Raw genomic sequence first — 25,415 nt, forward strand, 5'->3', positions numbered from 1 at the left:
GCAGGCGCGGGCGATGGCGGGCTGCTTCGGGTGCAAGATCATCATGACGATTTCTCATGCGCGCGCGTCGGTTGCGGGCTTTGCTCCGGCGCGCGCGCGCCCTAGAACGGGGGCAAGCGAATGCGGGAGCAGGACATGAGTGACGACGTTCAGGTGATCTTTACCCCCTCGGGCAAGCGCGGCCGTGTGGCGCGCGGCACGAAGGTGCTGGCTGCGGCGCGCAAGCTGGGCGTCGATCTGGACTCGGTCTGCGGCGGGCGCGGTGTCTGCTCGAAATGCCAGTGCACGCCGTCGTTCGGCGATTTCCCCAAGCTCGGGTTGCATGTGGACCCCGACGCGGTGAGCCCGCTCAACGCGGTCGAGGAGCGCTATGACCGGGTGCGCGGGCTCAAGCCCGGGCGGCGTCTGGGCTGCCAGACCGAAATCCTGGACGATGTGGTGATCGACGTGCCGCCTGAAAGCCAGGTCCACAAGCAGGTCGTGCGCAAGGCCGCCTCCGAGCGCGTGATGGAAATGGATCCGGCAACCCGGCCCGTCTATGTCGAGGTCAAGGAGCCCGACATGCACCGGCCCGAGGGCGATTTCCAGCGGCTGGCGCAGGCGCTCGAAAAACAGTGGCAGGTCAAGGGCGTGCGCGCCGATCTTGAGGTGCTGCGCGTGTTGCAGCCGGTGCTGCGCAAGGGCGACTGGAAGGTGACCGTCGCGCTGCATGACGCGGGCGACGGACCGCGCGTCACGGGCGTCTTCCCGGGGCTGCGCGAGGCGCCGCTTTACGGGCTGGCGATCGACCTCGGCTCGACCACCATCGCGGGGCATCTGGTCGCGCTCGATGACGGGCGGGTGCTGGCGAGCGCGGGCGTGATGAACCCGCAGATCCGCTTCGGTGAGGATCTGATGAGCCGGGTGAGCTATGCGATGATGAACCCCGGCGGCGATCAGGAAATGACGCAGGCGGTGCGCGACGCGGTGGGTGATCTGGCACGCGAGCTTGCAGGCGAGGCGCAGGTCGAAACGTCCGAGATCGTCGAGGCGGTCGTGGTCTGCAATCCGGTGATGCACCACCTGCTGCTCGGCATCGACCCGGTCGAATTGGGTCAGGCGCCCTTCGCGCTTGCGACATCGGACAGCCTCGACTTCCCCGCCCGCGAGATCGGAATCGAAGCCAGCGCCGGAGCGCGCGTCTATATCCTGCCGCTGATCGCGGGCCATGTGGGCGCAGATGCGGCCGCGGTGGCGCTGTCGGAAGCCCCGCAGCGCCGCAAGGATCTCTCGCTGATCGTCGATGTCGGCACCAATGCCGAGATCCTTCTGGGCAACGAGAGCCGCGTGCTCGCCTGCTCCTCGCCCACCGGTCCGGCTTTCGAGGGCGCGCAAATCTCGAGCGGCCAGCGTGCCGCTCCCGGCGCGATCGAGCGCATCGAGATCGACCCCGCGACCAAGGAGCCGCGCTTCAAGATCATCGGCAACGAGCACTGGTCGACCGATCCCGAGTTCGGCACGCCGCGTATCACCGGCATCTGCGGCTCGGGCATCATCGAAGCCGTGGCCGAGATGCGCATGGCCGGGATCGTCGATGCCTCGGGGCTGATCGGTTCGGCCGAACAGGTCGGCACGCCGCGCTGCGTACCCAATGGGCGCACCCATGAATACGTGATCTTCGATGGCGGCAGCGAGGGCCCGCGCGTCACCGTCACCCAAGGCGATATCCGCGCGATCCAGCTGGCGAAATCCGCGCTTTATGCGGGCGCACGTCTGCTGATGGACGAGATGGGCGTGGACACGGTGGACCGGGTGGTGCTCGCGGGCGCGTTCGGGGCGCATATCTCGCCCAAGCACGCGATGGTGCTCGGGATGATCCCCGATGCGCCTCTGGACCATGTCACCTCTGCGGGCAACGCGGCGGGCACGGGCGCGCATATGGCGCTGTGTTCGGTGAAGGCGCGGCGCGAGATCGAGGATCAGGTGAAGAAGATCACCAAGGTCGAGACCGCGATCGAGCCGCGCTTTCAGGAGCATTTCGTGGCTGCCAACGCCCTGCCCCACGCAACCGCCCCCTTCCCCGAGCTGCGCAAGGTGGCGACGCTTCCCGATGTCAGCTTCAACACCGGCGGATCGGGCGAGGATGGCGGCGGGCGCAGGCGGCGGCGTCGGGGCTGAAGCGACGGGCGGGCAAGGTCAGGGATCGGCACGGGCGCTATCGCGCGTTGGTGCACTACCACCTGCCCGCGCCCACCTGCACGACCATTTTCAGGGCCGGGCGGCAATTGCGGCAATGCGCAGCCGGAGGCAGGCTCAGAGAGCCGCCAGCAGCATCCCCACCATCGCGAGCATCGCGAGGATCTGCGCGAAGTAGAAAGCGAAGCGCACGAAAATCACGGTATCGCTCTGCTCCAGCACGATATGGACGGTGCTTTGCAGGATACGCGCACCCAGAACGATCAGCGCCAGCGCATCGAGGGCGGGGCTCTCCAGGCCAACCCGGTCGATCACGTAGACGATCGTGCCGAAGACGGGAAGGTTCTCGATACAATTCATATGCGCGCGCATCGCCCTCGGGTAGAGACCGGCGCCAGCGTTCGGATCGGCCGTCCAGTGGCTCGCGCGCGTGCGACCGCTGAGAATGCGCACCCAGCGATAGGGGCCGACGAAGGCAAAGAGAATGAGAAGAGTCCAGAGCGCGAAGCCAAGGAGTGCCAGAAGGGGGATTGTCATCTTCGTCCTTTCCTGTGCGCGAAAACCCGAGCCAGTGTCGTCCGCGACTTGGCCTCGGGCGCGGGTCGCGTCACTATTGGACCGCCCCTCCCCCGGAGGCCAAGCGACAACCTTTCCAGAGCGGAAACGTCAGGAAGTGACAGATGACCCGGAACCGAGCCGAGACGATCTACGACACCCCTCTCCCCGAGGAGTTGCGCCTTGCGGTGCGCGCGCAGACGCAGGCGCAGATCATCGAATGCCTCAACCGGTTCTACATGCTCGAGACCGAGATGTGGGGCAAACCGGTCGATGCGTTGATCGTGCGGATGGTGGTGCAGGGGCGGCTTCAGGGGCGGCTTTATGATCTCAGCGCGCTCTCGGCCGCGCTCGGGCTTCCGATCGCCACGCTCCATCGCAAGGTCGCGGATCTTGTCGAAGGCGGGCATCTGCGCCGGGAGCCGCGGGGAAAGTCCGTTTACCTCGTGCCGACCGACGAAACCTGCGGGGCGCTCGATGAAACCTTCGAGGCCATGGTTGCGGCGCTGCGCCGCCTCTATCGCGGGGGCGTGCTGAAGGAGGGCGAAGGGGACGGGCCTTTCTGTCCGCCCTGAGGATCGCGACAGGGACCGGGGCGGGCGAAGAGGCATCACGGATTTGCGCCCCCCGAGAGACGGCGGACGCGCCCGTTGCCCTCGATCGAACGGGGCGAGGTAGCTACGTGCGCCGACAGCGTTCCAGCCCCCCCCCCCCCGCGAAAAGCGGGAGGCTGGTCTGGTTTCGGGCAGGCCAAGGCCCTATCGCTTTGCCGGTCCTGCTTGCGCCCTCAGGCGTTGAGAATGACTTTCATCGCCTTCTCGCGCGCGGCATTCGAGAACACCTCATAGGCCTCGAGGATCTCATCGAGCTTGAAGCGGTGCGTCACGAGCTTGGCCGGGTCGACCTTGCCCGAACCCAGCGTCTTGAGAAGCATGGGCGTCGTGTTGGTGCTGACCAGCCCCATCGAGATGTTGATGTTCTTGATCCAGAGCTCTTCGATATGCAGCTCGACCGGCTTGCCATGCACGCCGACATTGGCGATCGAGCCACCGGCGGAGACGATCTTCTGACAGGTATCGAAGGTCGCGGGCACGCCCACCGCCTCGATGGCGACATCCACGCCAAGCCCTCCGGTCATCTCCATGATCCGTGCGACGACATCATCCGCCCCCACCTGAAGCGTGTCGGTCGCGCCGAATTGCTTCGCGAGTTCAAGACGCGCCGGGTCCATGTCGATCATCACGATCCGGCCCGGGGAATAGAACTGCGCGGTCAGGAGAACCGACATCCCCACCGGCCCCGCGCCGATGATGGCAATCGTATCACCCGGTTTGACGCGGCCGTATTGCACACCGATCTCAAGCCCGGTCGGCATGATGTCGGAAAGCATCACCAGCGCCTCTTCATCGGCACCTTCCGGGATCGGATAAAGCGAGTTGTCGCCATGCGGGATGCGGACATATTCCGCCTGCGTGCCGTCGATCAGGTGCCCGAGGATCCAGCCGCCATCGGAGCAATGGGCATAGAGCTGACGCTTGCAATTCGCGCATTTCCCGCAAGAGGTCACGCAGGAGATCAGCACCGGATCGCCGGGCTTGAAATTCGCCACGGCATCGCCGACCGCCTCGACGATACCGACGCCTTCGTGGCCCAGGGTGCGCCCGGGCGTGACCGCGGGCACATCGCCCTTGAGAATGTGAAGATCCGTGCCGCAGATCGTCGTCTTGGTGATCCGCACGATCACGTCGGTCGGTTTCTCGATTTCGGGTTTTTCCTTTTCGACCCAGCTTTTCTGCCCCGGTCCGTTGTAAACAAGCGCCTTCATGACACGCCTCCCAGCCTGTGTTCGCGGGCCGGTTCACCGGCCCCGGATGCGACCCTAGCGGCACCAGCGGCAGCGCGCCTGTCCGGTTTTCGGACAGCCCGTGCGAGAGCCGTCGGACACCAAAAAGCGCCGCGCATCCTGAAGATGCGCGGCGCCAGTCTCGGGGCGCCCGATCAGGCGGCCCGCTCGGGGATCTTGAGGCCCAGCCAGTCGGTGTAGAAGGCGTCGATATCGGGCTCGAAATCATGGATCACCGGATACCAGGGCGTCGGCGCCTCGACATCGAGCAGATCGCCCGATTTCGGACAGTAATATTCCCGGATCACCTGCCAGTCCGAAGAAGGCGCCATCAGCTTGGGATAGAGCTCTTCCATTTCCTCGGGGGTTTCTCGGACGCGCATCACCGCGTGCAGCTTCCAGTTCTCGCGCCAGTCGCAGAATTCGTGACCGGCCTGCGATTTGACCACCCATTTCTTGTCCGAGGCCCGCTGCACGATATAGAGCTTGGGCCCGAGCGGCAGAATGATCCTGTCATCCCACGGGACCTGCTCTTGCAGGATCTCGAGATATTTGACGAAGCGATCCGCATCCTTGGGCGTGGAGAGCATCGTCTGCAGGGTGTCGCGGTCGATCTTGCCATCGACCAGATCTTTGATCTTCGCTTTCGTGTAAGCCATTGCTTTTCTCCTGAGTTTCTCGGGGCGCCGTGCGGGGAGGCGGATACGGCGCCCCGCGGGATCATTCCTCGACGAACTTGACGGTCTTCACGTCCGGCAGATCGGAGAGGTCCATGGAATATTCGCGACCATAGGAGGGGATCGGCAGATCCTCTTCCTTCAGTTGCCACTCCTCGGGCAGATCCCAGAACTTGCGGAACCCTTCCTCCCATTTCGGGCCGAGCTTGAAGCTCGCCGCGAACATCTGCTGGACATGGGTGCCTGCGTCCTTCGCGAGGATGCGCTCGCGTTCCCTGGCCATCCACTCGCGGGTCGGCTGGGCCTTGGCCAGACGGTCCTTGCGGATTTGCGCGCGCAACGCCTCGGTGCCCGCCTCATCCGCCGCAAACAGACCATCGGCCCCTTTCGCGAGCACGACGCCGTAGACCGTCTCGGCGAAGCGTTCGAGCAGGTAGCCGCCATTCACATCCTCGGCCACCGACTGCGCCTCGCGATCAAGCGGATCGCCGAAGCCCGGACCACCACGCATGTAGTTGAGGTAGAGGTCGTAATCCTTGAACATCTCCTCGGTGGTGATCGCCTGCTTGTCGCGCTTGATGCCCTCGGGGTTCACCATCGCGTCATAGGTCGGGTGTTCGGGATCGGTATCGCCGCCGAAGGGAATGGGATCACCGTTGGCGATCTTTTCCTTCAGCCCCGTGTCATGGGCCGCGAAGCGATAGCCCGAAGCCGCCGGATAGCCGCCCATCAGCCCCCAGTCGGAGCTGATATGGCCGTTGCCCATGAAGAACATCGTCCAGTCCTTCGCGTTCCAGACCATGCGCAGGGATTCAAAGCCGCAGCCGCCGCGATACTTGCCCGCGCCGCCCGAACTGGCCTTGATCTGGCGACCCAGATAGACCAGCGGTTCGGCCAGCTCCCAGATCTCCATATCGCCCATGTCGCCTTCGGGGTTCCAGATCGCCGCCGCGTGGCTGATGCCGTCGGCGATGGCGCTGGCGCCGACCCCGTTGGCCGCGCATTCGAAGGAGTTCACCGCATGGATCTCGTCATACTGGTTGAACCCGCCGCCCTGCAGCCAGTTCGAGGTATTGGCGTTGCCCGCGTTCACCTCTTCGAGATAACCGCGCCCGAAATAGCTGCGCGAGAGCCCGCGCCAGAGCGCCGTCCAGCTTGAGACCAGGAAGTGCCAGCTATAGGCGAAGGCCACGCGCCGGTCGTCGGGGTTCATCCAGGTGCCCTTGGGCAGGCGAAACTCGGTCCCGTAGGCGGCCCCGTCATTGATCATCTCGGTCGGGATCAGGGTCTGGGTCATCATCACCCAGATACCCGAGGTGAACGAGACCGAATGGGCGTTGTAGGTGTGCCAGCCCCAGCGTGACGAGCCCTCGAAATCGAGCCGCCAAGTCCCGTCCTTGCGGATCGTCATCTCGGAGGGAGTGTGCATGATCGTGTCGACCTTGGCGAAATCCGAAGGCACGCGCACGTCTTCATGGTTGTAGGGCACGTCGACGAAGCCGACCTGACGATAGGTGCCCGGGATGGTCATCGCCTTGATCCGGTTCTGCAGACCGATCCGGCCATGCTCGACCGCCTCATAGGCGAATTTCCAATAGGCCTCGATCCCCTCCTCGGCGATCACCTCCTCGACCAGCTTGCGGATCATGTGGCAGCCGGCGACGCGGGTGCGTTCGTCTAGCATCCAGTAGCGCGTGGTGCGCACCGCGCGCTGGCTCTCATGCAGCCAGTCGCGTTTCAGCTCGTCATTCTCGCCGATCTTGCGGCAGGTCACCGAATAGCCGTCGCCGAAGCGCTGCACCTGACCCGTCGTCATCGAGCCCGGGCCGACCGCGCCGGTGTCGATCACATGGGTCACGCCGCCGACCCAGCCGATCAGCTCGCCCTCGTGGAAGATCGGCACGATGGTGTGGATGTCGCACGGATGGACATTGCCGATCAGGCTGTCATTGTTGCAGAAGATATCCTTGTCCTTGATCCCCGGATTACTCTCCCAGTCGTTCTCGATCATGTATTTGATCGCGGCGCCCATGGTGCCGACATGGATGATGATCCCGGTCGAGGTCAGGATGGAATCCCCGGCCGCGTTATAGAGGGTGAAGCACAGCTCGCCCTCCTGCTCCACGATCGGGGACGCGGCGATCTTCTTCGCGGTTTCGCGCGCATCGACAACGCCGGCCCGCAAGCGCGAGAACAGCTTGTTGTAGAGGATCGGGCTTTCCTTGTGCAGCGCCCGTTCCGTGAGCCCGGCATAATGCCCGGTGCCCTTGGTCTTGGCCATGATCTCGTCGCGGTGCTGCTTGAGCGTTTGACCGCCACGGACGATGCCCTTGATGTCAGTTTGCATATTCATTGGTTCTTCCTCCCTTGGCCGTCACACTTCTTTCAGATGGAACAGGCGGTGACCGTCGAGCCATGTCTCGAACCCTCCCGGCACGACGAAGGTCGTGGCGTCGGATTCGATGATCGCGGGACCGGTGACCCGGTTGCCGGGCACGAGCCTTTCCATCTGGTAGAGCTGCGCATCGACCCATTTGCCCTTGCGATAGAATTTGCGGGTGCCGAGCTTGGCCTCGTCCGGCGGGGTCGGGCTACCTTCTTCCTCCTTGGGGATGTTGGGTTTCGGGATCGGCACGGTGCCGCGCATGATCGCGCCGGTGATCGAATAGCCCAGCTCGGGCGAACGCGCCGAGGCGGCATAGACCCGCCCGTAAGTGTCGTTGAACGCATCGACGAGCTTGTCCCAGTCCGCCGCCGTCTTTGCCGACTCGATCGGGCTTTCGATCTCGAGATCGTTGAGCTGGCCGCGATACTGCATCCGGTAGCCGGGTTGCAGCGTGACCTGATCGCGCGAATAGCCGTTGAGTTCGAACTCCTCGAGCACGCGCTCAGCCAGTTCGTGCCAGGCGTCGTTCAGGGTCTTCGCCTCGATCTCCTTGGCATCGTCCGACGCCTCTTCGGCGATGTTCACGTCGAGCGACTTGTCGTAGCGATATTCGAAATCCGCCGCGGCGCAGCCGAAGGCCGAGAAGCCCGCAGCCCAGGCCGGCACGATCACGTCCTCGAAGCCCAGACCTTCGGTATAGCCATAGGTATGGACCGGACCGGCCCCGCCATAGCTGAAGCAGGTGAAGGAGGACGGCGAATAGCCCTTGCCCGAGATCATCGAGCGCAGATAATCGCGCAGGTCGCTGTCCAGAAGCTCGATGACGCCCGCCGCCGCTTCCTCGACCGTCAACCCGAGCGGATCGGCGATCTGTTCCTTCATGGCGTCATAGGCGCGCTGCCGGTCGAGCTTGACCTGACCGCCGAGGAAGTTGTCGGGGTTCAGGTAACCCAGAATGACGTGGCAATCCGAGATCGTCACCGTGTCGATGCCGCTATCAGCCCAGCACACGCCGACCCGGTAGCCCGCGCTGTCGGGACCAAGCTTGATCGCCTTGGTATAGGGATCGAGGCGGATGAAGCTGCCCGCACCTGCACCCACGGAATCAAGCCCCACGAGCGGCAGCGACAGCACCAGCCGCGCCATGTCGGGGTCGTTCTGGATCGTCAGTTCGCCTTGCGTGATCAGCGCCACGTCGAAGGAGGTCCCGCCGATATCCGAGCAGGCGATGTTCTTGTAGCCCAGAACCTCGCCGAGATATTTCGCGCCGATCACGCCGCCGATCGGCCCCGAAACGATGGTGCGCGCCAGCTCCTTCGCCTTCCAGCTGATCGTGCCGCCATGCGTGGCCATCACCCGGAAATCGAATTTCGAGCCATTGTCCTTGAACGCGGCCGAGATCTTCTTGAGCGTCTGGCGCGAGGGCTCGGCGGCGAAGGCCTCGAGCACGGTGGTATTGGTGCGGTGGGTCTCCTTGCGCACCGGGTAGTAATCGGTCGAGGCGAAGACCGGGATCTGCTTGCCCGATTTCTCGACCTCCTCGGCCACGATATCGCGCACCCGGCGCTCATGCGCGGGGTTCTTGTAGCTGTGCAGAAGCGAGATCACGATGCCCTCGACATCCTGCGCGATCAGCTCCTGCGCCGCGCTGCGCGCCGTGTCCTCGCGCAGCGGAATGACCACGTCGCCGAACATGTCCACGCGCTCCATCACGCCGCGCGTCAGGTGACGCGGCACGAGCGGATCGTCATAGTAATGGGTGTTGAGGTGGATGCGGTCCTCGTAGGCCATCCCCAGATAGGCCTGACAGGCGCGACCCATGCGGTGGAAATCCTCCATCCCCGCATTGACGATCAGCCCGGTCTTGAGCCCCTTGCGCTGCACCACGCGATTGAGCATCGCGGTGCCGGAATAAACCCCGGTCTGGATCGAGCCCAGCGCCTCCTCCAGCGACAAGCCCCAGTGCTCCAGCCCTTCGCGGCTCGACTCGATGAGGCCGCGCGCTTCGTTATCCGGCGTCGATTGCGCCTTGCCGACGACGAATTCCCCATCCGCATCGACAAAAAACGTGTCAGTCATCGTCCCGCCCGCGTCGATGCCCAGCACCTGCACGGAACGGCTGTTTTTCTTGTCCAGTGGCACGAAAAACTCCTCCCTTAGCCAAAGCCGGCCCGACCTGGGCGCGGCTGAGTCACAGGATGGCGGCGTGATTTCAGGTCGCGGTGTCCGATTTTCGACGGGTCTGACGGACACGCTGCGGACGCGAAATCGCGGCGAAGGTCGGCCCGATACGGCCATATCGAGGGCCACCCGGGAAGAGCTGTCGAAACGTTCAGCTCGGAATGTCTTCAAAGATAGGAAAATCCCGTGAGTGATCGTCACTCACGGGTCGCAGGGGGATTGCCGCCCCATAGGCCTTCAGGCCTTTTGCGATCGCGCGATCCCGAAACTGTCGAGCTTGAGATAGAGCGTCGAGCGCGCGATCCCGAGGCGGCGCGCGACCTGAGAGAGATTGCCGTTCTCGGCAGCGATCGCGCTGATGATTTCGGCCCGTTCCAGATCACGCAAAGTCGTCTCCGCCCCGTTTCGCGTGTCGCGCTGACGGAACTCCGGCGGGAGCGTCCGGTCATCAATGAGCCCGGTCGGAGACAAGGCGTCGAGTGTTGCGACAAGGTTGCGCATCTCGCGGATATTGCCGGGCCAGGCATAGGCTTTCAGAGCATCCATCGCACCGGACGTGAAGCGAATTTCGCGACCGCATTGCCTTGCGCTGTGACAACGGACGAGCTGCTGGAGAAGCGGCGCGATCTCTTCGGGGCGCTCACGCAGAGGCGGAATGTGGAGCCGCACCCCGGCGATCCGATAGTAGAGATCGCTTCGGAAAGCCCCTTTGCGCATTTCGTCATAGAGCGAACGCTGCGACAGGGAGATGATACGCATTCCACGCAAGGAGGCCTGCTCGACCGCCGCCAGCAAGAGCTTCTGAACGGGCGCGATCGCGGCGCCCGGGCTGTTGAGGCACAGCACCCCGACTTCCAATCCGTAGCGAGCCTCGGCGAGATCCTCGCGAAGCCCCGCTTCCGTCAGTTGCGGGCAGTCGATGAGGGTGAAGGGACCCTCGGCTTCGGTGCTCGCGTGATGAATGGCTTCCGCCAGATAGGTCTTCCCGGTTCCCGTCTCGCCTTCGATGAGGATCGGGATCGTGGTCTGCGCGAGCTTTCGGGCCTGAGCGCAAAGCCGCGCGCTCGCCTCTCCGAGCTTGCTTGCCTGATCCAGCTGCGCCGACATATCGAGGGCCTTCGCGCGGCGTTGCCGCATGCAGAGCATGACACCGATTGCCTCGCCCTGATCCTCGATCACCTCCAGATCCGCGCCATGCAGGCAATCGGAAAGAGTTTCGGCGATCGTGTCCGGGGTCTGGTCGATGATTTGGGGCACCTGACCGCGCAGCCATGTGAGCGCTTCATCATCCTCGCAGAACCGCGCGAAATCCTCGGTCGCGAAGACATCCGCGCCGCTGCGATCCATGATCAGCAACGGATCATTCCCCCGACGCAGACGCCGCAAGTGGATGCGTTCGGCCAGAGTTTCGCGTTCACGCGAAACCATGCGGGTCAGTTCCGTCTCCACCTGCAAGGCCAGCGCGGCGGACAAGGCGGCCGCGCTGGTCTGATGAAGAGCTTCCGGCCAGGAGATATCGACCACCCCGAGGAGCCGGCCGGTCCCCGGCTCGGCGATCGGCGTCGCGACACAGTTCCATCTCTGGATCGCTTCGCAGAAATGTTCCGCCTCGCGGATCATGACCGGAAGCCCCAGCTTGATCGACGTTCCGATCGCGTTGGTCCCGATGGCCTCCTCGGTCCATTGCCCGCCAAGGTTCAGATGGTTTTCGCTGCCGCGCGCGAGTGTCCGGCTGTCGCCGACGGCGTCGAGCACCACCCCCGCATCATCGCAGAGCAACAGGATCTCGCCGCTTTTGTTCAGCAGTCGCCCGGCGCGCTGCAGCGCCGTGTGCGCGCCGCGGCGCAACCGGCGCGCAGATGTTCGCTGCGCCGCCAATTCATCTTCCGTCAGGGTCGGCGCAAATCTGAGATGGGAAAAGGAATGGCGCGCGGAACGCTTCCAGCTCTCGAGAACCTCAAGGCGGATCTGGCGTGGAACCCGCCCTACGGCCATGAAGTCTTCCCAATCTCCCTTCTGTACTGTCTGCTCCATCTTCTCCTCCCCGAAAAGACAGGTCATCAGAGCAAGCCAACGGACCTTCTCGCTCCGGAAAGCCTCCGCACTGATTCAGAATACACGAATCATGCGGCCGTGGATGCTGGACACTTTCATAGCAAAGACGATGAAATCCGAGTGTCCGATTTTCGGACGCCCGCAGCATCCCCCCAAATGACGGCTGTCGGCCGGAGCGTCTTCTTCCGCCACCTTTTTTCGCGGTGCACCTGCGTCGCGTCTGACGCCCCGTCACGGCCGCGCGATGGCCGCGCTCCGTGCGCGCCGAAAGGGAGCCCCGCCCCCTCTGCGACGAGGCCCCCGAGAGGTCTGACACTGGCATTGGATCTGCGCTCACGCCTTCGTGATCGCGCCCGAGTGATCGCTATCCCGCCTCTCCTGCGTAGCCCTTGCACCAGACGGAAACACTCCGTCACATCACAGGGAGAACCACTATGTCTTTGAACTTCCGCGCATTTGTCGCGTCGATTTCGGCTGCCGCAACGCTTGCTGTCGCGGGCCCCGCCCTTGCGGACGATCACATGAACCCGATGGTCGGCGGCGCCAAGATGTACGAGAGCAAGCCGATCGCGGCCAATGCCTCGGCGGCGCCGAACCTGACCACGCTCGTCGCGGCGGTGAAAGCTGCGGGCCTCGTCGAGACCCTGTCCGGCCCCGGCCCCTTCACCGTCTTCGCGCCGACCAATGACGCGTTCGACAAGCTGCCCGCGGGCACCGTCGAGACGCTGGTCAAGCCCGAGAACAAGGAGACGTTGACGAAGATCCTGACCTGCCATGTGGCATCGGGCGTGATCACCGCCGAGAACATCGTGGCGACGATCGAAAAGGGCAAAGGCATGGCCAAGATCGAGACGCTTGGCGGGTGCGAGCTGACGGCCACGATGAAGGATGGCATGGTGATGCTCACCGATCCCAAGGGCGATGTCGCGACCGTCGAGACGGCCGATGTGCGCCAGTCGAACGGCATGGTCCACGTGATCTCGACCGTGATGCTGCCGAAGATGTAAGCCCGCTCCCTTAGGGTTTGCGAGAAACGCCCGGTCGGCCTCTGGCCTTCCGGGCGTTTTGCTGCGCGATCCCTCTTGACCGGGCGCGGCGCCTGACTTACCTCTGCGCTCGCACCATGCGGGTATGATGTAATGGTAGCCTGTCAGCTTCCCAAGCTGAACGCGCGGGTTCGATTCCCGCTACCCGCTCCAAGCTCCCCTCAGTTTGGAACCAGCCGGTAGAGCGCGCCGTCATCGGCGTCTTCGATGATCCAGACCTGCCCCTGCGGACCGACCGCAATATCGCGCACGCGCATCTCCAGATCCCAGCGCGCAAGCTGGTCCGAGCCATCTCCAGCGATCAGCGCCACGCCGCTCCCCGCCAATCCACCGATCAGCATATCGCCTCGCCATTGCGGGAAGTCGCCGCCCTCGTAGACCGCCATCCCAGAGGGTGCGATCACCGGCGTCCACCACAGCTTCGGCGGCTCGAACTCGGGCCGGGTATCGTGATCGGGGATCGGCAGACCCGAATAGTGCGTCCCGTTGGAGACTTCGTTCCATCCGTAATTCTTCCCCGGCTCGATCAGGTTCAGTTCATCGCCGCCGCGCGGGCCCATCTCATGCTCCCAAAGCTTGCCATCGGGGGTGAAGGCAAGGCCGTAGGGATTGCGATGCCCCTCGGTCCAGGTTTCGGCGCGAACGCCGCCTTTGTCGTAGTTCGGATTGCCCGGCGCGGCTTTGCCGTCGCGGGTGAGCCTCAGGATCTTGCCGCGCGGATTGTCGGGATCTTGCGCGGTGTCGGGCTGCATCCGGTCGCCCACGCTGAGATAGAGCATCCCGTCCGGCCCGAAAGCGATGATCCCGCCGGGCTGACCGCGCCCTCCGGGCGTCTGCTGCCAGAGCGTCTTCAGGCCCGCGATCCGGTCACCGTCGAGCGTCCCGCGCGCCAGAACAAGCGCGTTCCCGCGCGAGACATAGGTCAGATAGACTTCGCGCGTCGCATCGAAATCAGGCGGCACCGCCACGTCGAGCAAGCCGTTCTGGCCGCGATACTGGACCTTCGGCAGGTCCGACAACTCCCGCGCACCCGAAGGGCCGACATGCCACATCCTCCCCGCCTTGCCCGTGACCAGCACCGAAGCATCGGGCAGCGCCGCGATCGCCCAGGGGTTCTGCAATTCGGCCACGGCTTTGAGCGTAAAGGGCCAGTCGCGCGTAGCCGGCTTCTCACCCACGTTTTGCGCGAAAGCGGGTGCGGCCAGCGCAAGGCTCAGTAACAAACTCGAGAAACGGGTCATCGGCACACCTCCTGTCCCTTCAAAGATGGGACCGATCTTCCTGAGGAAAACCCCTTGCTTCTTCTTGAATTAAATATCTCGGGGGGCTGCCGCCAGGCAGCGGGGGCGGCGCCCCCTGCCCGGTCACAATTTGTCGCCCTCCGGCGACGGGGGCAACGCCCCCCGCCCGCTTCCCCGCTCCTGCGCGCTGTGGCAGAATTGCAAGGTATGCCGATGCATGTCCCCAAAGCCTTGATCGCGGCGGGTTTTCGCAGCAGGCAAAGGTGTAACAGCCGCGTGATCGGGAACCGCCGCAGATGAGCCAAAGACCAGACCATCCCCAGCGCTATGCGCTCGTCAACGAACTTCATGCCCGGCCCTACCCGAAGCTGGGCGTGCCGGGCCATGCAGTCTATCTCGCTTTCAAGGAACCCCGCGACGCGGCGAACCGGGATCGTTCGAAGGACCAGGCGCATCTGGCCGAGCTGCTCACGCTCAACGGCGCGGCCCAGCCCGAAGCCGGGATTACCCATTACACCGGCAAGATCGGGCGGCACGAGCTGAAATGGGAGAGCCATACCGAGTTCACCACCTATCTCGCCTTCGGCAAGGGCGTGTCCTCGCGCGCCTTCGACCCGGCCGAGACAGAGATCTTCCCCGACGCCTGGATCGAGAAAGGCCCCGGCGGACGCATCGCCGCGGTACAGATCCGCATCGTGGACCTGCCCGAAAACCCCGACGATATCGCGCCGATGCTGGAAGAATGGTTCGTCGCGGAAAGCCTCGTCTGCACCTGGGTTCTCGATGGCGCGGCGGTGGTCGCGGGCGATTTCCGGATCGACCCGAACGGGCAGATGCGCTTTGCGATCTTCGCGCGGCCCGGCACCGGGCCGGGGCGGATCGGGCGCACGGTGCAGCGGCTGTGCGAGCTGGAAACTTACCGCGCCATGTCGATGCTGGGGCTTGCGCGCGCGCGTGATCTGTCGAAGCGGCTCAACGCGCTCGACCCGCGCCTGACCGAGATCGTCGAGGGGATGGGCGACGATGCCAATTCCGCCGAAGAGACCCTGCACGAGCTGCTGGAAATCTCGGCCGAGCTGGAAAGCCTCGCGGTGCAGCATTCCTTCCGCTTCTCCGCCACAGGCGCCTATGAGGCGATCGTGCGCGAGCGGGTCGAGAGCTTGCGCGAAAGCCGGTTCGAGGGCCGCCAGAAGCTCAGCGAGTTCATGGCGCGACGTTACGATCCGGCGGTGCGCACGGTGAAATCGGCCGAGACGCGGCTACGGCAGATGGTGACGCGGGCGGCGCGCGCGGGCGAGCTCTTGCGCACGCGGGTCGATGTCGAACGCTCGGCGCAGAACCAGAAACTGCTCGAAAGCATGGACCGCCGGTCCGACCTGCAACTACGCCTGCAACACACGGTCGAAGGGCTCTCGGTCGTCGCGATCAGCTATTACGCGATCTCGGTCGCGGGCTATCTCGCCTATCCGGTCTCGAAAAAGATCGGGCTGACGAAAGAGATCATGATGGCGGGGCTGACCCCGATCGTGATCCTCGCGGTCTGGCTGATGATCCGGCGCATCCGCAAGGGCGTGGGCGGTCACTGATCGGCGATCAGCGGCTTGGCCTCGGCCTTGGCAGCGCTGAGCGCGTCGGCGGGCGCAAGCTCGATCATCAACCCGCGCTTGCCGCCATTGACGATGATCCGCTCAACCCCGAGCGCACTCTGTTCAAACGCCACCGGGCTTGCGCGTTTCTGCCCGAAAGGGCTGATGCCCCCGGTGTGGAACCCGGTCAGTTTCTCGGCCTTCGCGGGCTCCATCATCTTCGCGGATTTACCCCCGAAGGCCGCCGCCACCTTCTTCATCGAGAGCGACGCATCCGACGGGATCACCGCGCAGGCGGGCTTGCCATCCACCTCGACCATCAGGGTCTTGAGAACCCGCGCGGGCTCGGCCCCGATCGCCTCCGCCGCATGAAGGCCGATCTGCGCCAGACCGGCCTCATAGGCATATTCGTGCAGATCGAAGGCGAGCTTGGCGCGGCTGAGCGCCTGTGTCGCCGGGGTGGCATGGCCCATCGGCTCCTCTCAGAACTTGGCGGTGGCCGGGTCCGGCCCGATCCGGCCCTCGGCGCTGTCGAGATCCTTGATCTGCGCCATCTCCGCCTCGGTCAATTCGAAATCGAAGATTGAGATATTCTCGCGCATCCGGTCATGGTTGGAGGATTTCGGGATCGTCACGAGGCCGAGCTGGATCTGCCAGCGAAGGATCACCTGCGCGGCCGACTTGCCGTAGCGGCTGGCGATCTCGGTCAGGATCGCATCCGAGAGCGCCTCACCCTGCCCCAGCGGCGACCAGCATTCGGTGGCGATCCCCAGCTTTTCATGCACCTCACGCTGCTTTGCCTGCTGGAAATAGGGATGCAGTTCGATCTGGTTGATCGCGGGCGCCTCGCCGGTCTCCTCGATAAGCCGCTCCAGATGATCGGGCAGGAAGTTCGACACGCCGATCGCGCGGATACGGCCCTCCTCCCGCAACCGGATCAACGCCTTCCAGCTGTCGACATACTGATCCTGCGCCGGCATCGGCCAGTGGATCAGGTAAAGATCGAGAGTGTCGAAGCCGAGCTTGCTCATCGTCTCGTCAAAAGCTCGCAGCGCCGCGTCATATCCCTGCCGGTCGTTCCAGAGCTTCGAGGTCACGAAAATCTCTTCGCGTGGCACGTCGCTTTCCGCGATACCCCGCCCGACGCCCGCCTCGTTGCCATAGGCGGCGGCGGTGTCGATATGACGATAGCCCGCGTTAAGCGCGCTGAGGATGATGCCGGGGGCCTCATCATCGGGCATCTTCCAGACGCCAAGGCCAAGTTGCGGAATCTTCGTGCCGTCGTTGAGGGTGAGGATGGGAGTGCTCATGGTCGTCTCCTTTTGCCTGAGGGCTGTGCATCAGACTAGGGCGCGGCGGACCGGAGGAAAGGCGTTCAAAAACTCTTGAAAGCAATGGCCCGCGACCGGGCGGTCAGTGCGAACTTCATCTCGCCAGACCGAAGATCGCGCACCCATCGCCAAATGAGTTTCGGCCTCACTCTGTGCGCGGGAAACGTTTGCGCTCTTCGAGGTCGTTCAGGTCCATGTGGTTGCGCATATATTGCTCGGAGGCGCGCTTGAGCGGCTGGTAGTCCCACGGGTAATAGCCGCCCTGCCGCAGGGCCTCATAGACCACCCAGCGCCGTGCCTGAGAGGCGCGCACATCGGCGTCGAACCGGTCCAGATCCCAGCGCCCGCGCGCCTCGGCCTTCAATGCAGCCAGTGTCTCGGCATGGGCCGGATCGCCCGCGAGGTTCGTCAGCTCATGGGGGTCGGCCTCGAGATCGAAAAGCTGATCGGGATCGAGCGCGCAGAGGTTCAGCTTCCAGCGACCCTTGCGCAGCGAGACGAGCGGCGCGTAGGAGGCCTCGGCGGCATATTCCATCGCCACGGGCTCGGCGCGCGGAATGCCTTGTGCCGTCGGCAGAAGGCTTTGCCCGTCAATCCAGGGCGCGATCTCGTCGAGCGAGATCCCGGCCAGATCGCACAGCGTCGGCGTCACGTCGATGGTCGAGACCGGATCGGTCACGACACCCGGTTCAAGACCGGGGCCCGCGATCATCATCGGCACGCGCGACGAGCCCTCGTAGAAGCTCATCTTGAACCAAAGCCCGCGCTCGCCCAGCATGTCGCCGTGATCGGATACGAACAGGATCGTGGCCTCCTGCCGGGTGTCCTCGAGCACCTGCAACAGCGCGCCGACCTTGTCATCGAGATAGGACAGGTTCGCGAAATAGGCGCGGCGCGAGCGGCGGATATCTTCCGTGGTGATGTCGTATTCACGCCAGTCATTGGCGTCGAAAATACGTTTGGAATGCGCATCTTGCTCGTCATAGGGGATCGCGTCGATCTCGGGGTCCAGATGCGCGCAATCCTCGTAGAGATCCCAGTATTTCTTGCGCGCGACGTAGGGATCATGCGGATGGGTGAAGCTCACCGTCAGCATCCACGGGCGCGCATCATTGCCGCGCGCCAGATCGTAGAGCTTCATCTTCGCCTCATGGGCGACGTTGTCGTCATACTCCATCTGGTTCGAGACCTCGGCCACCCCCGCCCCGGTCACCGAGCCCATGTTGTGATACCACCAGTCGATCCGCTCGCCGGGCTTGCGATAGTCCGGCGTCCAGCCGAAATCGGCGGGATAGATATCGGTGGTCAGGCGCTCCTCGAACCCGTGGAGCTGGTCGGGGCCCACGAAATGCATCTTTCCCGACAGGCAGGTCTGATAACCCGCGCGGCGCAGGTGATGAGCATAGGTCGGAATGTCCGAGCGAAACTCGGCCGCGTTGTCATAGACGCCGTTGCGCGAGGGGAGCTGACCCGACATGAAGGCGGCACGCCCCGGCGCGCAGAGCGGCGAGCCGGTATAGGCGTTCTGGAACCGCACCGATTTCGCGGCGAGTTTCTTCAGATTTGGTACATGCAGCCATTCGGCCGGGCCATCGGGAAAAAGCGTCCCGTTGAGCTGATCGACCATCAGGACGAGGATATTGGGTCGGCGCATCGCGGGGCTCCTTCACGTCACGGGGGCTGGGGTCCCGGTGTAGCGAGGAGCGGAGCAGGGAAGCAACCCCGGCCCCGCAGCGTACGTATCACGCCGCAGCGATGATACGCGCCTCATGGCGCTTCAGGCTGGGCCGTGCCGCAGGGTAACTGCCTTCGGCATCGGCAAGCTCGGGGAAGAGCGCGAGGATCTCGTCGCGCTGCGCGCGGCCCATCTCGGAGAGCGTGGCGCGACCGGGCTGGAAGCTCTCGGTCCAGAGCCCGTCCGAGAAGACGATCTCATGCATGTCGAACATGATGTGGATATAGGTGACCTCTTCGGCGGCGCGATCGACCTCGATGCCCGGGAGGCCCTCAAGATGGCGTGCCGCTGCCAACGCCTCGGGCTCGCCCGAGATCAGCTCGGCACGCACCCCGCTCAACAGCACCCTGTGCTGCGGCGAGACGCGCATCTCGCGCTCGGGCTGGTTCGAGCCGAGCGCGCCGGGCGCGATGCGAACGGGACAGAACTCGGGGCGCTCGTCCAGTTCAGCGCGGGTGAGGCTGCGCCGCCCGATCCAGCGGATCGGCTGATAGCCATTGTCGCGGGTAAGAACCCGGTCGCCCAGACACAGATCCTCCACCGCGATCTCGCCGTGCAGTGTCGCGACCCGGGTTCCCGGGGTGAAACAGGGGATGACCTTTTCGATATTGGTGTAGGTCATCGTGCCCACGACAGCGCCGGTGCCGTCGAGGAAGTTGATCGTGCCGTTCTCGGGGTTGGCCGTGTCGCGATTGACGACGACATTGCTCCAGCCCCAGTCGCTGAGGTCGAGCACGTCGTAATCCGCCCCGCCCTCGCCGCCGTCGATGACCGCGCCATCGGTGAGATTGACGAACGTATCCTGATCGTCGCCACCGATCAGGGTATCGGCCCCGCCACCGCCGGTGAGCGTGTCATTGCCGGTGCCGCCCTCGACGAGGTCGTTGCCCGCGCCACCGTCGAGGCTGTCATTCCCCTCGTCGCCCGCGACATAATCATTGCCCGCCCCGCCGAGCACCGTGTCATTGCCGGTGCCGCCATAGAGGCTGTCATCCGCGCCCAGACCGTCGATGTAATCATCGCCGCCGTTGCCATAGATGACGTTGGTATACCCGTCGACCGGATCGGAGGAGAAACCATCGAAACCGATCAGCGTGTCGTTGAACTCCGAGCCGATGATCCCGTCAACGCCGCTGAGCACGTCGCCCGCCGCATCCCCGCCCGAGGCAGTGCCGTTGCTCAGGTTGATCGAGACGCCCGACCCGCTGTCGCTATAGGAGACGTAATCCATCCCCGTTCCGCCCGAAAGCGTATCCGCCCCGGCCCCGCCATGCAGCGTGTCGTTGCCGCCGTTGCCGATGAGCGAGTCATTGCCGGAGCCGCCGTCGAGACTGTCATTGCCAAGCCCGCCATCGAGCGTGTCGTTCTCGGTCCCGCCGAGCAGCGTGTCGTCCCCCGCACCGCCGAGCAGGCTGTCGAAGCCCGCGCCGCCGACGAGCAGATCGTTGCCCGCGCCGCCATTGAGCGTGTCGTTGCCGGTATTGCCGATCAGCGTGTCGTTGCCGTCCTCGCCCAGAAGCGAGTCGTTGCCCGAGCCCCCATCGACGTAATCGTTGCCGGTGCCGGCGGTGACCGTGTCGTTGCCGAGCCCCGCGAACACGGTGTCGTTGCCGTCGCCCGCGCGGATGTAGTCGTCATTGCCGCTGGTTCCGGCAAGACCGGCATCATTGTTGTCGACCTTGTCCGAGCCATTCGCGATCGGCTCGACATAATTGTTGTCGATCAGGTCGTCGCCTGCGGTGCCGTCGACATAGCCGTCATCGAACCCGGTCACCCAGCGGTCGGCGGCCATGTTGGTATTGGTCGCGTTGCTGACGCTGTTGAGCCGGATCGACTGGATCGGCTTGGCCTCATAGGCCGTGGTGTCGGCATTTGCCGTGATCTCCGGCGCGAGGAAGACGCTGCCATCGGTGGTCTGCACGATCACCGCGGTCACATTCGCGGTGGTGCCATCGACATAGGTGATCGTGGCGTTGTAGACGGCCAGACCATCATAGGTGAGCGTCGTCGGACCCGAGCCGATATCGGTGACGATCTGGTCGTTCGAGACGTTGTTATTGGTGTCGAGCGCGCCAACCGTGCCGCCGTTGTCGATCGTGGTGGCCGAAACGATATTCTGGAACAGCGGATTCGTGGTGGAGCCTGCGGTCGCGCCGACAAAGCGGCTCGCATTCTCCATATCGGAATTTCCCTCGTTCGGGTCGAGCATCGTGCTCGAATATCCGAGGTAGATCCAATTAAACGTCGTCGCCATTCGTTACTCGTCCTTGCACACAACACGCCCCGGCGACAAACAAGCGGCTCGCCCCCATCGCGATAGGGACGATACGGGCATCACACACACCCGGAGCTCTGAAGTTGTCGCCAAGAAACTCAGCTGCTCGTCTACACGTTTTTTTCAACGGTTAACGCTCCTGCTCACTGAAATGCAATGGTGATTTCAGTTGGGCAGCTTTGTGACGAAGCTGTGAACTTCTCATGTGTGGGACAAAGATCACACGCTTGCGCGCGCACCCGCAAAATCCCGGGCGACGCACCGCCGGATTGCAGGCTTTTGCGGCCCCGCCTGACGAGCGGTGTTCCTCTAGACCCGCTCTTCGAACGGTTCGGGCTGGCGCCAGGTCTCGCGGTGATAGGCGCTGTCCCAGAACCGCCATTCGTGCCAGCAACTGCGTGCGAAGGCCCGATGCATCCGGGCGCGGACCGCGTCATCGGCCGCCGCGCCCAGCCGGTCGGTGAGGTCCAGCATTCGGGCTACGCTCTGGTCGAAGGCATCGCCCGAATAGGTCGCGATCCAGGCCGCATAGGGGTTTTCCGAGCCGCTGTGCTGCGCGATCTCGTGACCGATATCGCGATAGATCCAGAAGCACGGCAAAAGGGCCGCTACCGCTTCGGGAAAATCCCCGATGGTGGCAGAGCGCAGCAGGAAAGAGACATAGTGATCGCAGGCGGCCGAGGGCGCGATGGCGGCGAAATCGTCCGCGGACACGCCGAATAACCCCATGTAATGGTTGTGCAATTCTCGCTCGACCGCGATCGCGCCCGCCGCCGATCCCGCAAGCTGCGCCACGCTCGGCGCATCGGAGGCCTTGGATGCGGCCAAAGCGAGGGCGCGGGCAAAACCTTCGAGGTAATGCGCGTCCTGAATGATGTACCCCTGGAAGATCGCCGGATCGAGCCGCCCCTCGGCCAGCTCCCGATTGAAGGGCATCGCGTGGATCTGGCGGCGCAGCGAGGCCGTCTCGCGTGCGAGGTCTCGGGTGAAGCTCATTGGTCGTCCTCGTGATATGCGTGGAAATGATGCACCGGCCCATGCCCCGACCCGACCGAGAGACGGTCGGCGGCGGCGAGTGCTCCGCTCAGATAGGCTTTGGCGCGCCGCGTCGCCTCGGGCAGCGGCAACCCCATGCCAAGCCCCGTCGCGAGCGCGGAGGACAGGGTGCAGCCTGTGCCATGGGTATTGCACGTGGCGATCCGGGGCGCATCGAAGCGGAGTTCATCGTGCCTGGTGACAAGCATGTCGGGGCTCTGTTCGCCTTTCAGATGTCCCCCCTTCATCAGAACCGCACGCGGGCCGAGCGCCAGCAGCGCATGGGCCTGCTCGCGCATCTGTTCGAGGGTTTCCGCCTCGTCGCAGCCCAGCAGGTCGGCGGCCTCGGGCAGGTTCGGGGTGATCAGATCGGCGCGCGGCAGAAGGGTTCGCAACGCGCTCACGGCTGCCTCCTCCAGAAGACGGTCGCCACCCTTGGCCACCATCACCGGGTCGAGCACCACCGGGCAGTCGAGCCCGTCGATCCCCGCGGCCACGCACTCGATGATCGCGGCGTCTCCCAGCATCCCGATCTTGATCGCGTCGATCCGGATGTCGTCGCGCAGAGCTGCGATCTGCGCCGCAATCAGATCCGTGTCGCAAAGGCTGACCGCCCGCACTCCGCGCGTGTTCTGTGCGGTCAGAGCGGTGAGCACGCTCATCGCATAGCCGCCATTGGCCGAGATCGCCTTGATATCGGCCTGGATACCGGCGCCGCCGGAGGGATCGGAACCGGCGATGGAAAGAATGTTGGGGATCATGTGTCGCTCCATGCGTTGCACAGGGTTCTGGCGGCAAGCGCCATGTCGGGAGCACGCGAGATCGCCGAGATCACCGCCATCCCGGCACCGCCAGCCGCGCGGATCGCGGCGGCGTCGGCTTTGGTGATGCCGCCGATCGCGAGGCAAGGGAGCTCCGTACGCGCGACGATCGCCGCGAAGCCCTCATGCCCGATCGGCGGGGCGTGATCGGGCTTCGATCCCGTGGCATGGACCGGTCCGACGCCGAGATAGTCCACGCCCGCAGGCACGGCGGAGATTTGCGCCTCGGCCTCGATCGAGAGACCAAGGATCATCTCCGGCCCGATCCGGCTGCGGATCGCCGCCGGATCGCCGTCGCTCTGGCCGATATGGAGCCCCGGCGCACCGACGGAGATCGCAATCTCCACCCGATCATTGACGATGAGCGGCACCTCATGAGGCGCAAGCGCTGCGATCAGCGCCCGGGCGAGCGCCGCGAACTCCGTATCCGGCAGGGTCTTGTCGCGCAGCTGCACCCAGCCCGCACCGCCCTGGGCCGCGGCGAGGGCCTGAGCGATCACCGGCTGCGGCGCGACCGGATCGGTGACGAAACAAAGCGGCGGGATCATGCGAGTTCGATCCTCGCACCGGCGTTCAGAGCTGCCGGATCAATTGCATGGAGCGCATCCAGGAAAGCCGGCTGGAAGGTTCCGGGGCCCTCGCTCGCGGCCCCCGCGCGTTCCCCCGCAAGGCCGTAATAGGCCAGCGCCGCGACCGTCGCCTCGAAGGGCGACTGACCTGCGGCAAACGCGGCCACCACCCCGGTCAGCGAACACCCCAGGGCCGTCACGCGCGGCATCATCGCATCGCCATTCGCGATCCGCACCGCACGCGTGCCATCGGTCACGAAATCGACCGCACCCGTCACCGCGACCACCGCGCCGCCATGCCGGGCGAGCGCGCGCGCGGCGTTCTCTGCGGTCTCGACGCTTTCGCCCGCATCCACCCCTTTGCCTGCCGAGACCGCCCCCGCGAGCGCGAGGATCTCTGACGCATTCCCACGGATCACCGTGGGGCGGAGCGCCAGGAGCCGCGCGCCTAGCGCGCGCCGATACCCCGTCGCGCCGACCGCGACCGGGTCAAGCACCCAAGGCACATCCTTTTCGCCCGCGACCGTTGCCGCCGCCTCCATCGCCTCGGCCCAGGGCGGCGAGACCGTCCCGATATTGACACTCAGCGCCTGCGCGATGCCCGCGAACTCGGCCGCCTCCTCGCGGGCATGGATCATCGCGGGCGAAGCCCCCGCCGCGAGCAGAACATTCGCCATCACGTTCATCGCGACGTAATTGGTGATGTTGTGAACGAGCGGCGCGGTCTGTCGCATCATCGCGAGATATTGGCCGGGATCTTCCATCGCACTCTCCTTGAGCATTTGGCGTCAGGAAGGGTGCGAGAGGGAAGGCGGGAACGCGCCGGACCGTCTCGTGCGCCTCCCTCCGCCGGCATTATCCGGTTCAGGTTCTAAGGGTTCGTCTCAGCCCGGTTGCCCGAGCGCCCCTGTCGCTTCGCGCTCAGAGGTGACATTCTCGCGCGCGCCCGTCAAGCGGGTGTGCCGGGTCAGGCGTCGCGCGGCGCCGAAAAAGTGGCTGGAATGGTCATGAAAGGCGCTTCCGCCTCCCGAAAACTTGCGGGCCAGCCGATCCCCCGTTCGCAGTCGCACAGGCGAGGTCTCGCAGGTTCAACCGATCCGGCGCAGCAGATAGATATCCATCACCCAGCCGTTTTCCGCCCGCAGGGTCTCCCGGACCTTTACGATCTCCGCAGCGACATCGGACAGAACTCCGGCGACAAGGCGCTCTTGCGGCATCGCCACGCACCCACCCCACCAAATCCGGAATCCCTCGGGATCGAGCGACCGGAACGAGCACTCTCCATCGAGCATCACGACGATGGTTTCCGCATCACCCGGCCAACCGTGGTCGCGCAGCTGCCGCCCCGTCGTGATCATGACCGGCGCACCCACCTCGTTGAGCGGAATGGCATGGGCTGCGCAAAGCGCCTGTATCGCGGTGATGCCGGGAATGACGCGCGGTCTCAGCGGAATGCGACGCCCCAATATCCCGGCGATACGCAGGCTGCTGTCGTAGAGCATCGGATCGCCCCAGACCAGCAGGGCGACCCTGCCGGGGGTTCCGGGGTCGAGCGTGTCGACGATCACCGTCTCCCAGGCCTCGGCAATCGCGCCATGCCAATCCGCGACGGTCGCGCCATAGCTGGTCGTAACCACGTCGCGCACCGGCAGGTCGAACTCGACCACGCGCGTTTCGGGATTTTTCAGATGCGTCGCGAGCAATGTCCGGCGCAGTTCGGCCAGTTCGGTTTTCTCGGGGCCTTTGACCGGGATCATGATGAGGTCCGCAGCGTTCATCGCCTCGATCGCCTGCAAGGTGACGTGATCAGGGTTTCCGGTGCCGATACCGATCAGGGCAAGTTCGATCATGCGTCTCTCCAGGGGAAAGGGGGCCATTGGCGGCCCCCTTTCGTCGTCGTTCAG

The 25,415-nt window shown here is 64.6% G+C and carries 20 protein-coding genes, 1 tRNA gene and 1 riboswitch; of the genes, 5 read left to right on the forward strand and 16 right to left on the reverse strand.

All coding sequences use genetic code 11. From position 1 onward, the window contains the following. Positions 1 to 135: 135 nt before the first annotated feature. Entirely contained in the window at positions 136 to 2,157 is a 2,022-nt protein-coding gene (locus tag BMI90_RS09950; protein ID WP_078528915.1) for an ASKHA domain-containing protein, read from the forward strand. A gap of 135 nt (positions 2,158 to 2,292) precedes the next feature. Here BMI90_RS09950 and BMI90_RS09955 read toward each other — a convergent pair whose 3' ends face one another. Next, positions 2,293 to 2,712: an MAPEG family protein gene (locus BMI90_RS09955; protein ID WP_078528917.1), complete on the reverse strand. Its 420-nt coding sequence runs from the start codon at positions 2,710 to 2,712 to the stop codon at positions 2,293 to 2,295. A gap of 143 nt (positions 2,713 to 2,855) precedes the next feature. On the opposite strand from BMI90_RS09955, the gene BMI90_RS09960 reads away from it, so the two are divergent. Further along, the gene (locus BMI90_RS09960) at positions 2,856 to 3,305 is read left to right on the forward strand and encodes a hypothetical protein (protein ID WP_078528919.1); all 450 of its coding nucleotides are present in this window, start codon (positions 2,856 to 2,858) and stop codon (positions 3,303 to 3,305) included. A 212-nt stretch (positions 3,306 to 3,517) separates the two neighbouring features. Here BMI90_RS09960 and BMI90_RS09965 read toward each other — a convergent pair whose 3' ends face one another. The 5 genes from BMI90_RS09965 to BMI90_RS09985 form a co-directional block, all read right to left on the reverse strand. Next, the gene (locus BMI90_RS09965; RefSeq protein WP_078528921.1) at positions 3,518 to 4,555 is read right to left on the reverse strand and encodes a zinc-dependent alcohol dehydrogenase family protein; all 1,038 of its coding nucleotides are present in this window, start codon (positions 4,553 to 4,555) and stop codon (positions 3,518 to 3,520) included. A 173-nt stretch (positions 4,556 to 4,728) separates the two neighbouring features. Further along, positions 4,729 to 5,232 carry an acetone carboxylase subunit gamma gene (locus tag BMI90_RS09970; RefSeq protein WP_078528923.1) on the reverse strand — a complete coding sequence of 168 codons (504 nt, stop codon included), beginning with the start codon at positions 5,230 to 5,232 and terminating at the stop codon, positions 4,729 to 4,731. 61 nt (positions 5,233 to 5,293) lie between these two features. Further along, positions 5,294 to 7,603 (reverse strand): hydantoinase B/oxoprolinase family protein, encoded by a 2,310-nt coding sequence (locus BMI90_RS09975; protein WP_078528925.1) that lies wholly within the window; start codon positions 7,601 to 7,603, stop codon positions 5,294 to 5,296. 21 nt (positions 7,604 to 7,624) lie between these two features. Continuing rightward, positions 7,625 to 9,778, reverse strand: a complete 2,154-nt coding sequence (locus BMI90_RS09980; RefSeq protein WP_245794946.1) for a hydantoinase/oxoprolinase family protein — start codon at positions 9,776 to 9,778, stop codon at positions 7,625 to 7,627. Between the two features lie 276 nt (positions 9,779 to 10,054). Beyond that, positions 10,055 to 11,851 carry a sigma 54-interacting transcriptional regulator gene (locus BMI90_RS09985; protein WP_078529037.1) on the reverse strand — a complete coding sequence of 599 codons (1,797 nt, stop codon included), beginning with the start codon at positions 11,849 to 11,851 and terminating at the stop codon, positions 10,055 to 10,057. 455 nt (positions 11,852 to 12,306) lie between these two features. Here BMI90_RS09985 and BMI90_RS09990 point away from each other — a divergent pair, with 455 nt between their 5' ends. Together BMI90_RS09990 and BMI90_RS09995 are read left to right on the forward strand one after the other, a co-directional pair. Further along, positions 12,307 to 12,879 carry a fasciclin domain-containing protein gene (locus BMI90_RS09990; RefSeq protein WP_078528927.1) on the forward strand — a complete coding sequence of 191 codons (573 nt, stop codon included), beginning with the start codon at positions 12,307 to 12,309 and terminating at the stop codon, positions 12,877 to 12,879. 118 nt (positions 12,880 to 12,997) lie between these two features. Then, positions 12,998 to 13,071 (forward strand) — tRNA-Gly (locus BMI90_RS09995). An 8-nt stretch (positions 13,072 to 13,079) separates the two neighbouring features. Here the strand turns inward: BMI90_RS09995 and BMI90_RS10000 are convergent. Then, the gene (locus tag BMI90_RS10000; RefSeq protein WP_078528929.1) at positions 13,080 to 14,159 is read right to left on the reverse strand and encodes a PQQ-dependent sugar dehydrogenase; all 1,080 of its coding nucleotides are present in this window, start codon (positions 14,157 to 14,159) and stop codon (positions 13,080 to 13,082) included. A gap of 296 nt (positions 14,160 to 14,455) precedes the next feature. Between BMI90_RS10000 and BMI90_RS10005 the strand changes: the two genes are divergently transcribed. After that, positions 14,456 to 15,745, forward strand: coding sequence for a DUF3422 domain-containing protein (locus BMI90_RS10005; RefSeq protein ID WP_078528931.1), 1,290 nt, complete (start codon positions 14,456 to 14,458; stop codon positions 15,743 to 15,745). On the opposite strand, the gene ybaK is transcribed toward BMI90_RS10005, so the two are convergent. The 9 genes from ybaK to cobF form a co-directional block, all read right to left on the reverse strand. Beyond that, positions 15,739 to 16,218 carry a Cys-tRNA(Pro) deacylase gene (ybaK, locus tag BMI90_RS10010; RefSeq protein WP_078528933.1) on the reverse strand — a complete coding sequence of 160 codons (480 nt, stop codon included), beginning with the start codon at positions 16,216 to 16,218 and terminating at the stop codon, positions 15,739 to 15,741. The two genes, BMI90_RS10005 and ybaK, sit on opposite strands and share 7 nt — an antisense overlap. Positions 16,219 to 16,227: 9 nt before the next feature. Then, entirely contained in the window at positions 16,228 to 17,055 is an 828-nt protein-coding gene (locus tag BMI90_RS10015) for an aldo/keto reductase (RefSeq protein ID WP_078528934.1), read from the reverse strand. A gap of 166 nt (positions 17,056 to 17,221) precedes the next feature. After that, positions 17,222 to 18,730, reverse strand: a complete 1,509-nt coding sequence (betC, locus tag BMI90_RS10020; RefSeq protein WP_078528936.1) for a choline-sulfatase — start codon at positions 18,728 to 18,730, stop codon at positions 17,222 to 17,224. Between the two features lie 88 nt (positions 18,731 to 18,818). Next, complete coding sequence (locus BMI90_RS10025; protein WP_078528938.1) at positions 18,819 to 21,065, reverse strand: Hint domain-containing protein; 2,247 nt, start codon at positions 21,063 to 21,065, stop codon at positions 18,819 to 18,821. A gap of 330 nt (positions 21,066 to 21,395) precedes the next feature. Then, positions 21,396 to 22,082 (reverse strand): thiaminase II, encoded by a 687-nt coding sequence (tenA, locus tag BMI90_RS10030; protein ID WP_078528940.1) that lies wholly within the window; start codon positions 22,080 to 22,082, stop codon positions 21,396 to 21,398. After that, the gene (thiD, locus tag BMI90_RS10035) at positions 22,079 to 22,882 is read right to left on the reverse strand and encodes a bifunctional hydroxymethylpyrimidine kinase/phosphomethylpyrimidine kinase (protein ID WP_078528943.1); all 804 of its coding nucleotides are present in this window, start codon (positions 22,880 to 22,882) and stop codon (positions 22,079 to 22,081) included. Before thiD ends, tenA begins: the two co-directional genes overlap by 4 nt. Next, entirely contained in the window at positions 22,879 to 23,490 is a 612-nt protein-coding gene (gene thiE, locus BMI90_RS10040; protein WP_078528945.1) for a thiamine phosphate synthase, read from the reverse strand. Before thiE ends, thiD begins: the two co-directional genes overlap by 4 nt. After that, positions 23,487 to 24,275 (reverse strand): hydroxyethylthiazole kinase, encoded by a 789-nt coding sequence (thiM, locus tag BMI90_RS10045; RefSeq protein WP_078528947.1) that lies wholly within the window; start codon positions 24,273 to 24,275, stop codon positions 23,487 to 23,489. The genes thiE and thiM overlap by 4 nt, the downstream gene beginning before the upstream one ends. A 60-nt stretch (positions 24,276 to 24,335) precedes the next feature. Next, positions 24,336 to 24,430: riboswitch (TPP riboswitch) on the reverse strand. A 169-nt stretch (positions 24,431 to 24,599) separates the two neighbouring features. After that, complete coding sequence (gene cobF / locus BMI90_RS10050; protein WP_078528949.1) at positions 24,600 to 25,361, reverse strand: precorrin-6A synthase (deacetylating); 762 nt, start codon at positions 25,359 to 25,361, stop codon at positions 24,600 to 24,602. Positions 25,362 to 25,415 lie beyond the last annotated feature (54 nt).

The sequence above is a fragment of the Thioclava sp. L04-15 genome (genome assembly GCF_002020275.1).
Lineage (GTDB): Bacteria > Pseudomonadota > Alphaproteobacteria > Rhodobacterales > Rhodobacteraceae > Thioclava > Thioclava marina.

Coding starts and splice junctions, on each gene's coding strand:
- BMI90_RS09950 (WP_078528915.1), top strand. CDS start 136: ATGAGTGACGACGTTCAGGTGATCTTTACCCCCTCGGGCAAGCGCGGC.
- BMI90_RS09955 (WP_078528917.1), bottom strand. CDS start 2,712: ATGACAATCCCCCTTCTGGCACTCCTTGGCTTCGCGCTCTGGACTCTT.
- BMI90_RS09960 (WP_078528919.1), top strand. CDS start 2,856: ATGACCCGGAACCGAGCCGAGACGATCTACGACACCCCTCTCCCCGAG.
- BMI90_RS09965 (WP_078528921.1), bottom strand. CDS start 4,555: ATGAAGGCGCTTGTTTACAACGGACCGGGGCAGAAAAGCTGGGTCGAA.
- BMI90_RS09970 (WP_078528923.1), bottom strand. CDS start 5,232: ATGGCTTACACGAAAGCGAAGATCAAAGATCTGGTCGATGGCAAGATC.
- BMI90_RS09975 (WP_078528925.1), bottom strand. CDS start 7,603: ATGAATATGCAAACTGACATCAAGGGCATCGTCCGTGGCGGTCAAACG.
- BMI90_RS09985 (WP_078529037.1), bottom strand. CDS start 11,851: ATGGAGCAGACAGTACAGAAGGGAGATTGGGAAGACTTCATGGCCGTA.
- BMI90_RS09990 (WP_078528927.1), top strand. CDS start 12,307: ATGTCTTTGAACTTCCGCGCATTTGTCGCGTCGATTTCGGCTGCCGCA.
- BMI90_RS10000 (WP_078528929.1), bottom strand. CDS start 14,159: ATGACCCGTTTCTCGAGTTTGTTACTGAGCCTTGCGCTGGCCGCACCC.
- BMI90_RS10005 (WP_078528931.1), top strand. CDS start 14,456: ATGAGCCAAAGACCAGACCATCCCCAGCGCTATGCGCTCGTCAACGAA.
- ybaK (WP_078528933.1), bottom strand. CDS start 16,218: ATGGGCCATGCCACCCCGGCGACACAGGCGCTCAGCCGCGCCAAGCTC.
- BMI90_RS10015 (WP_078528934.1), bottom strand. CDS start 17,055: ATGAGCACTCCCATCCTCACCCTCAACGACGGCACGAAGATTCCGCAA.
- betC (WP_078528936.1), bottom strand. CDS start 18,730: ATGCGCCGACCCAATATCCTCGTCCTGATGGTCGATCAGCTCAACGGG.
- BMI90_RS10025 (WP_078528938.1), bottom strand. CDS start 21,065: ATGGCGACGACGTTTAATTGGATCTACCTCGGATATTCGAGCACGATG.
- tenA (WP_078528940.1), bottom strand. CDS start 22,082: ATGAGCTTCACCCGAGACCTCGCACGCGAGACGGCCTCGCTGCGCCGC.
- thiD (WP_078528943.1), bottom strand. CDS start 22,882: ATGATCCCCAACATTCTTTCCATCGCCGGTTCCGATCCCTCCGGCGGC.
- thiE (WP_078528945.1), bottom strand. CDS start 23,490: ATGATCCCGCCGCTTTGTTTCGTCACCGATCCGGTCGCGCCGCAGCCG.
- thiM (WP_078528947.1), bottom strand. CDS start 24,275: ATGGAAGATCCCGGCCAATATCTCGCGATGATGCGACAGACCGCGCCG.
- cobF (WP_078528949.1), bottom strand. CDS start 25,361: ATGATCGAACTTGCCCTGATCGGTATCGGCACCGGAAACCCTGATCAC.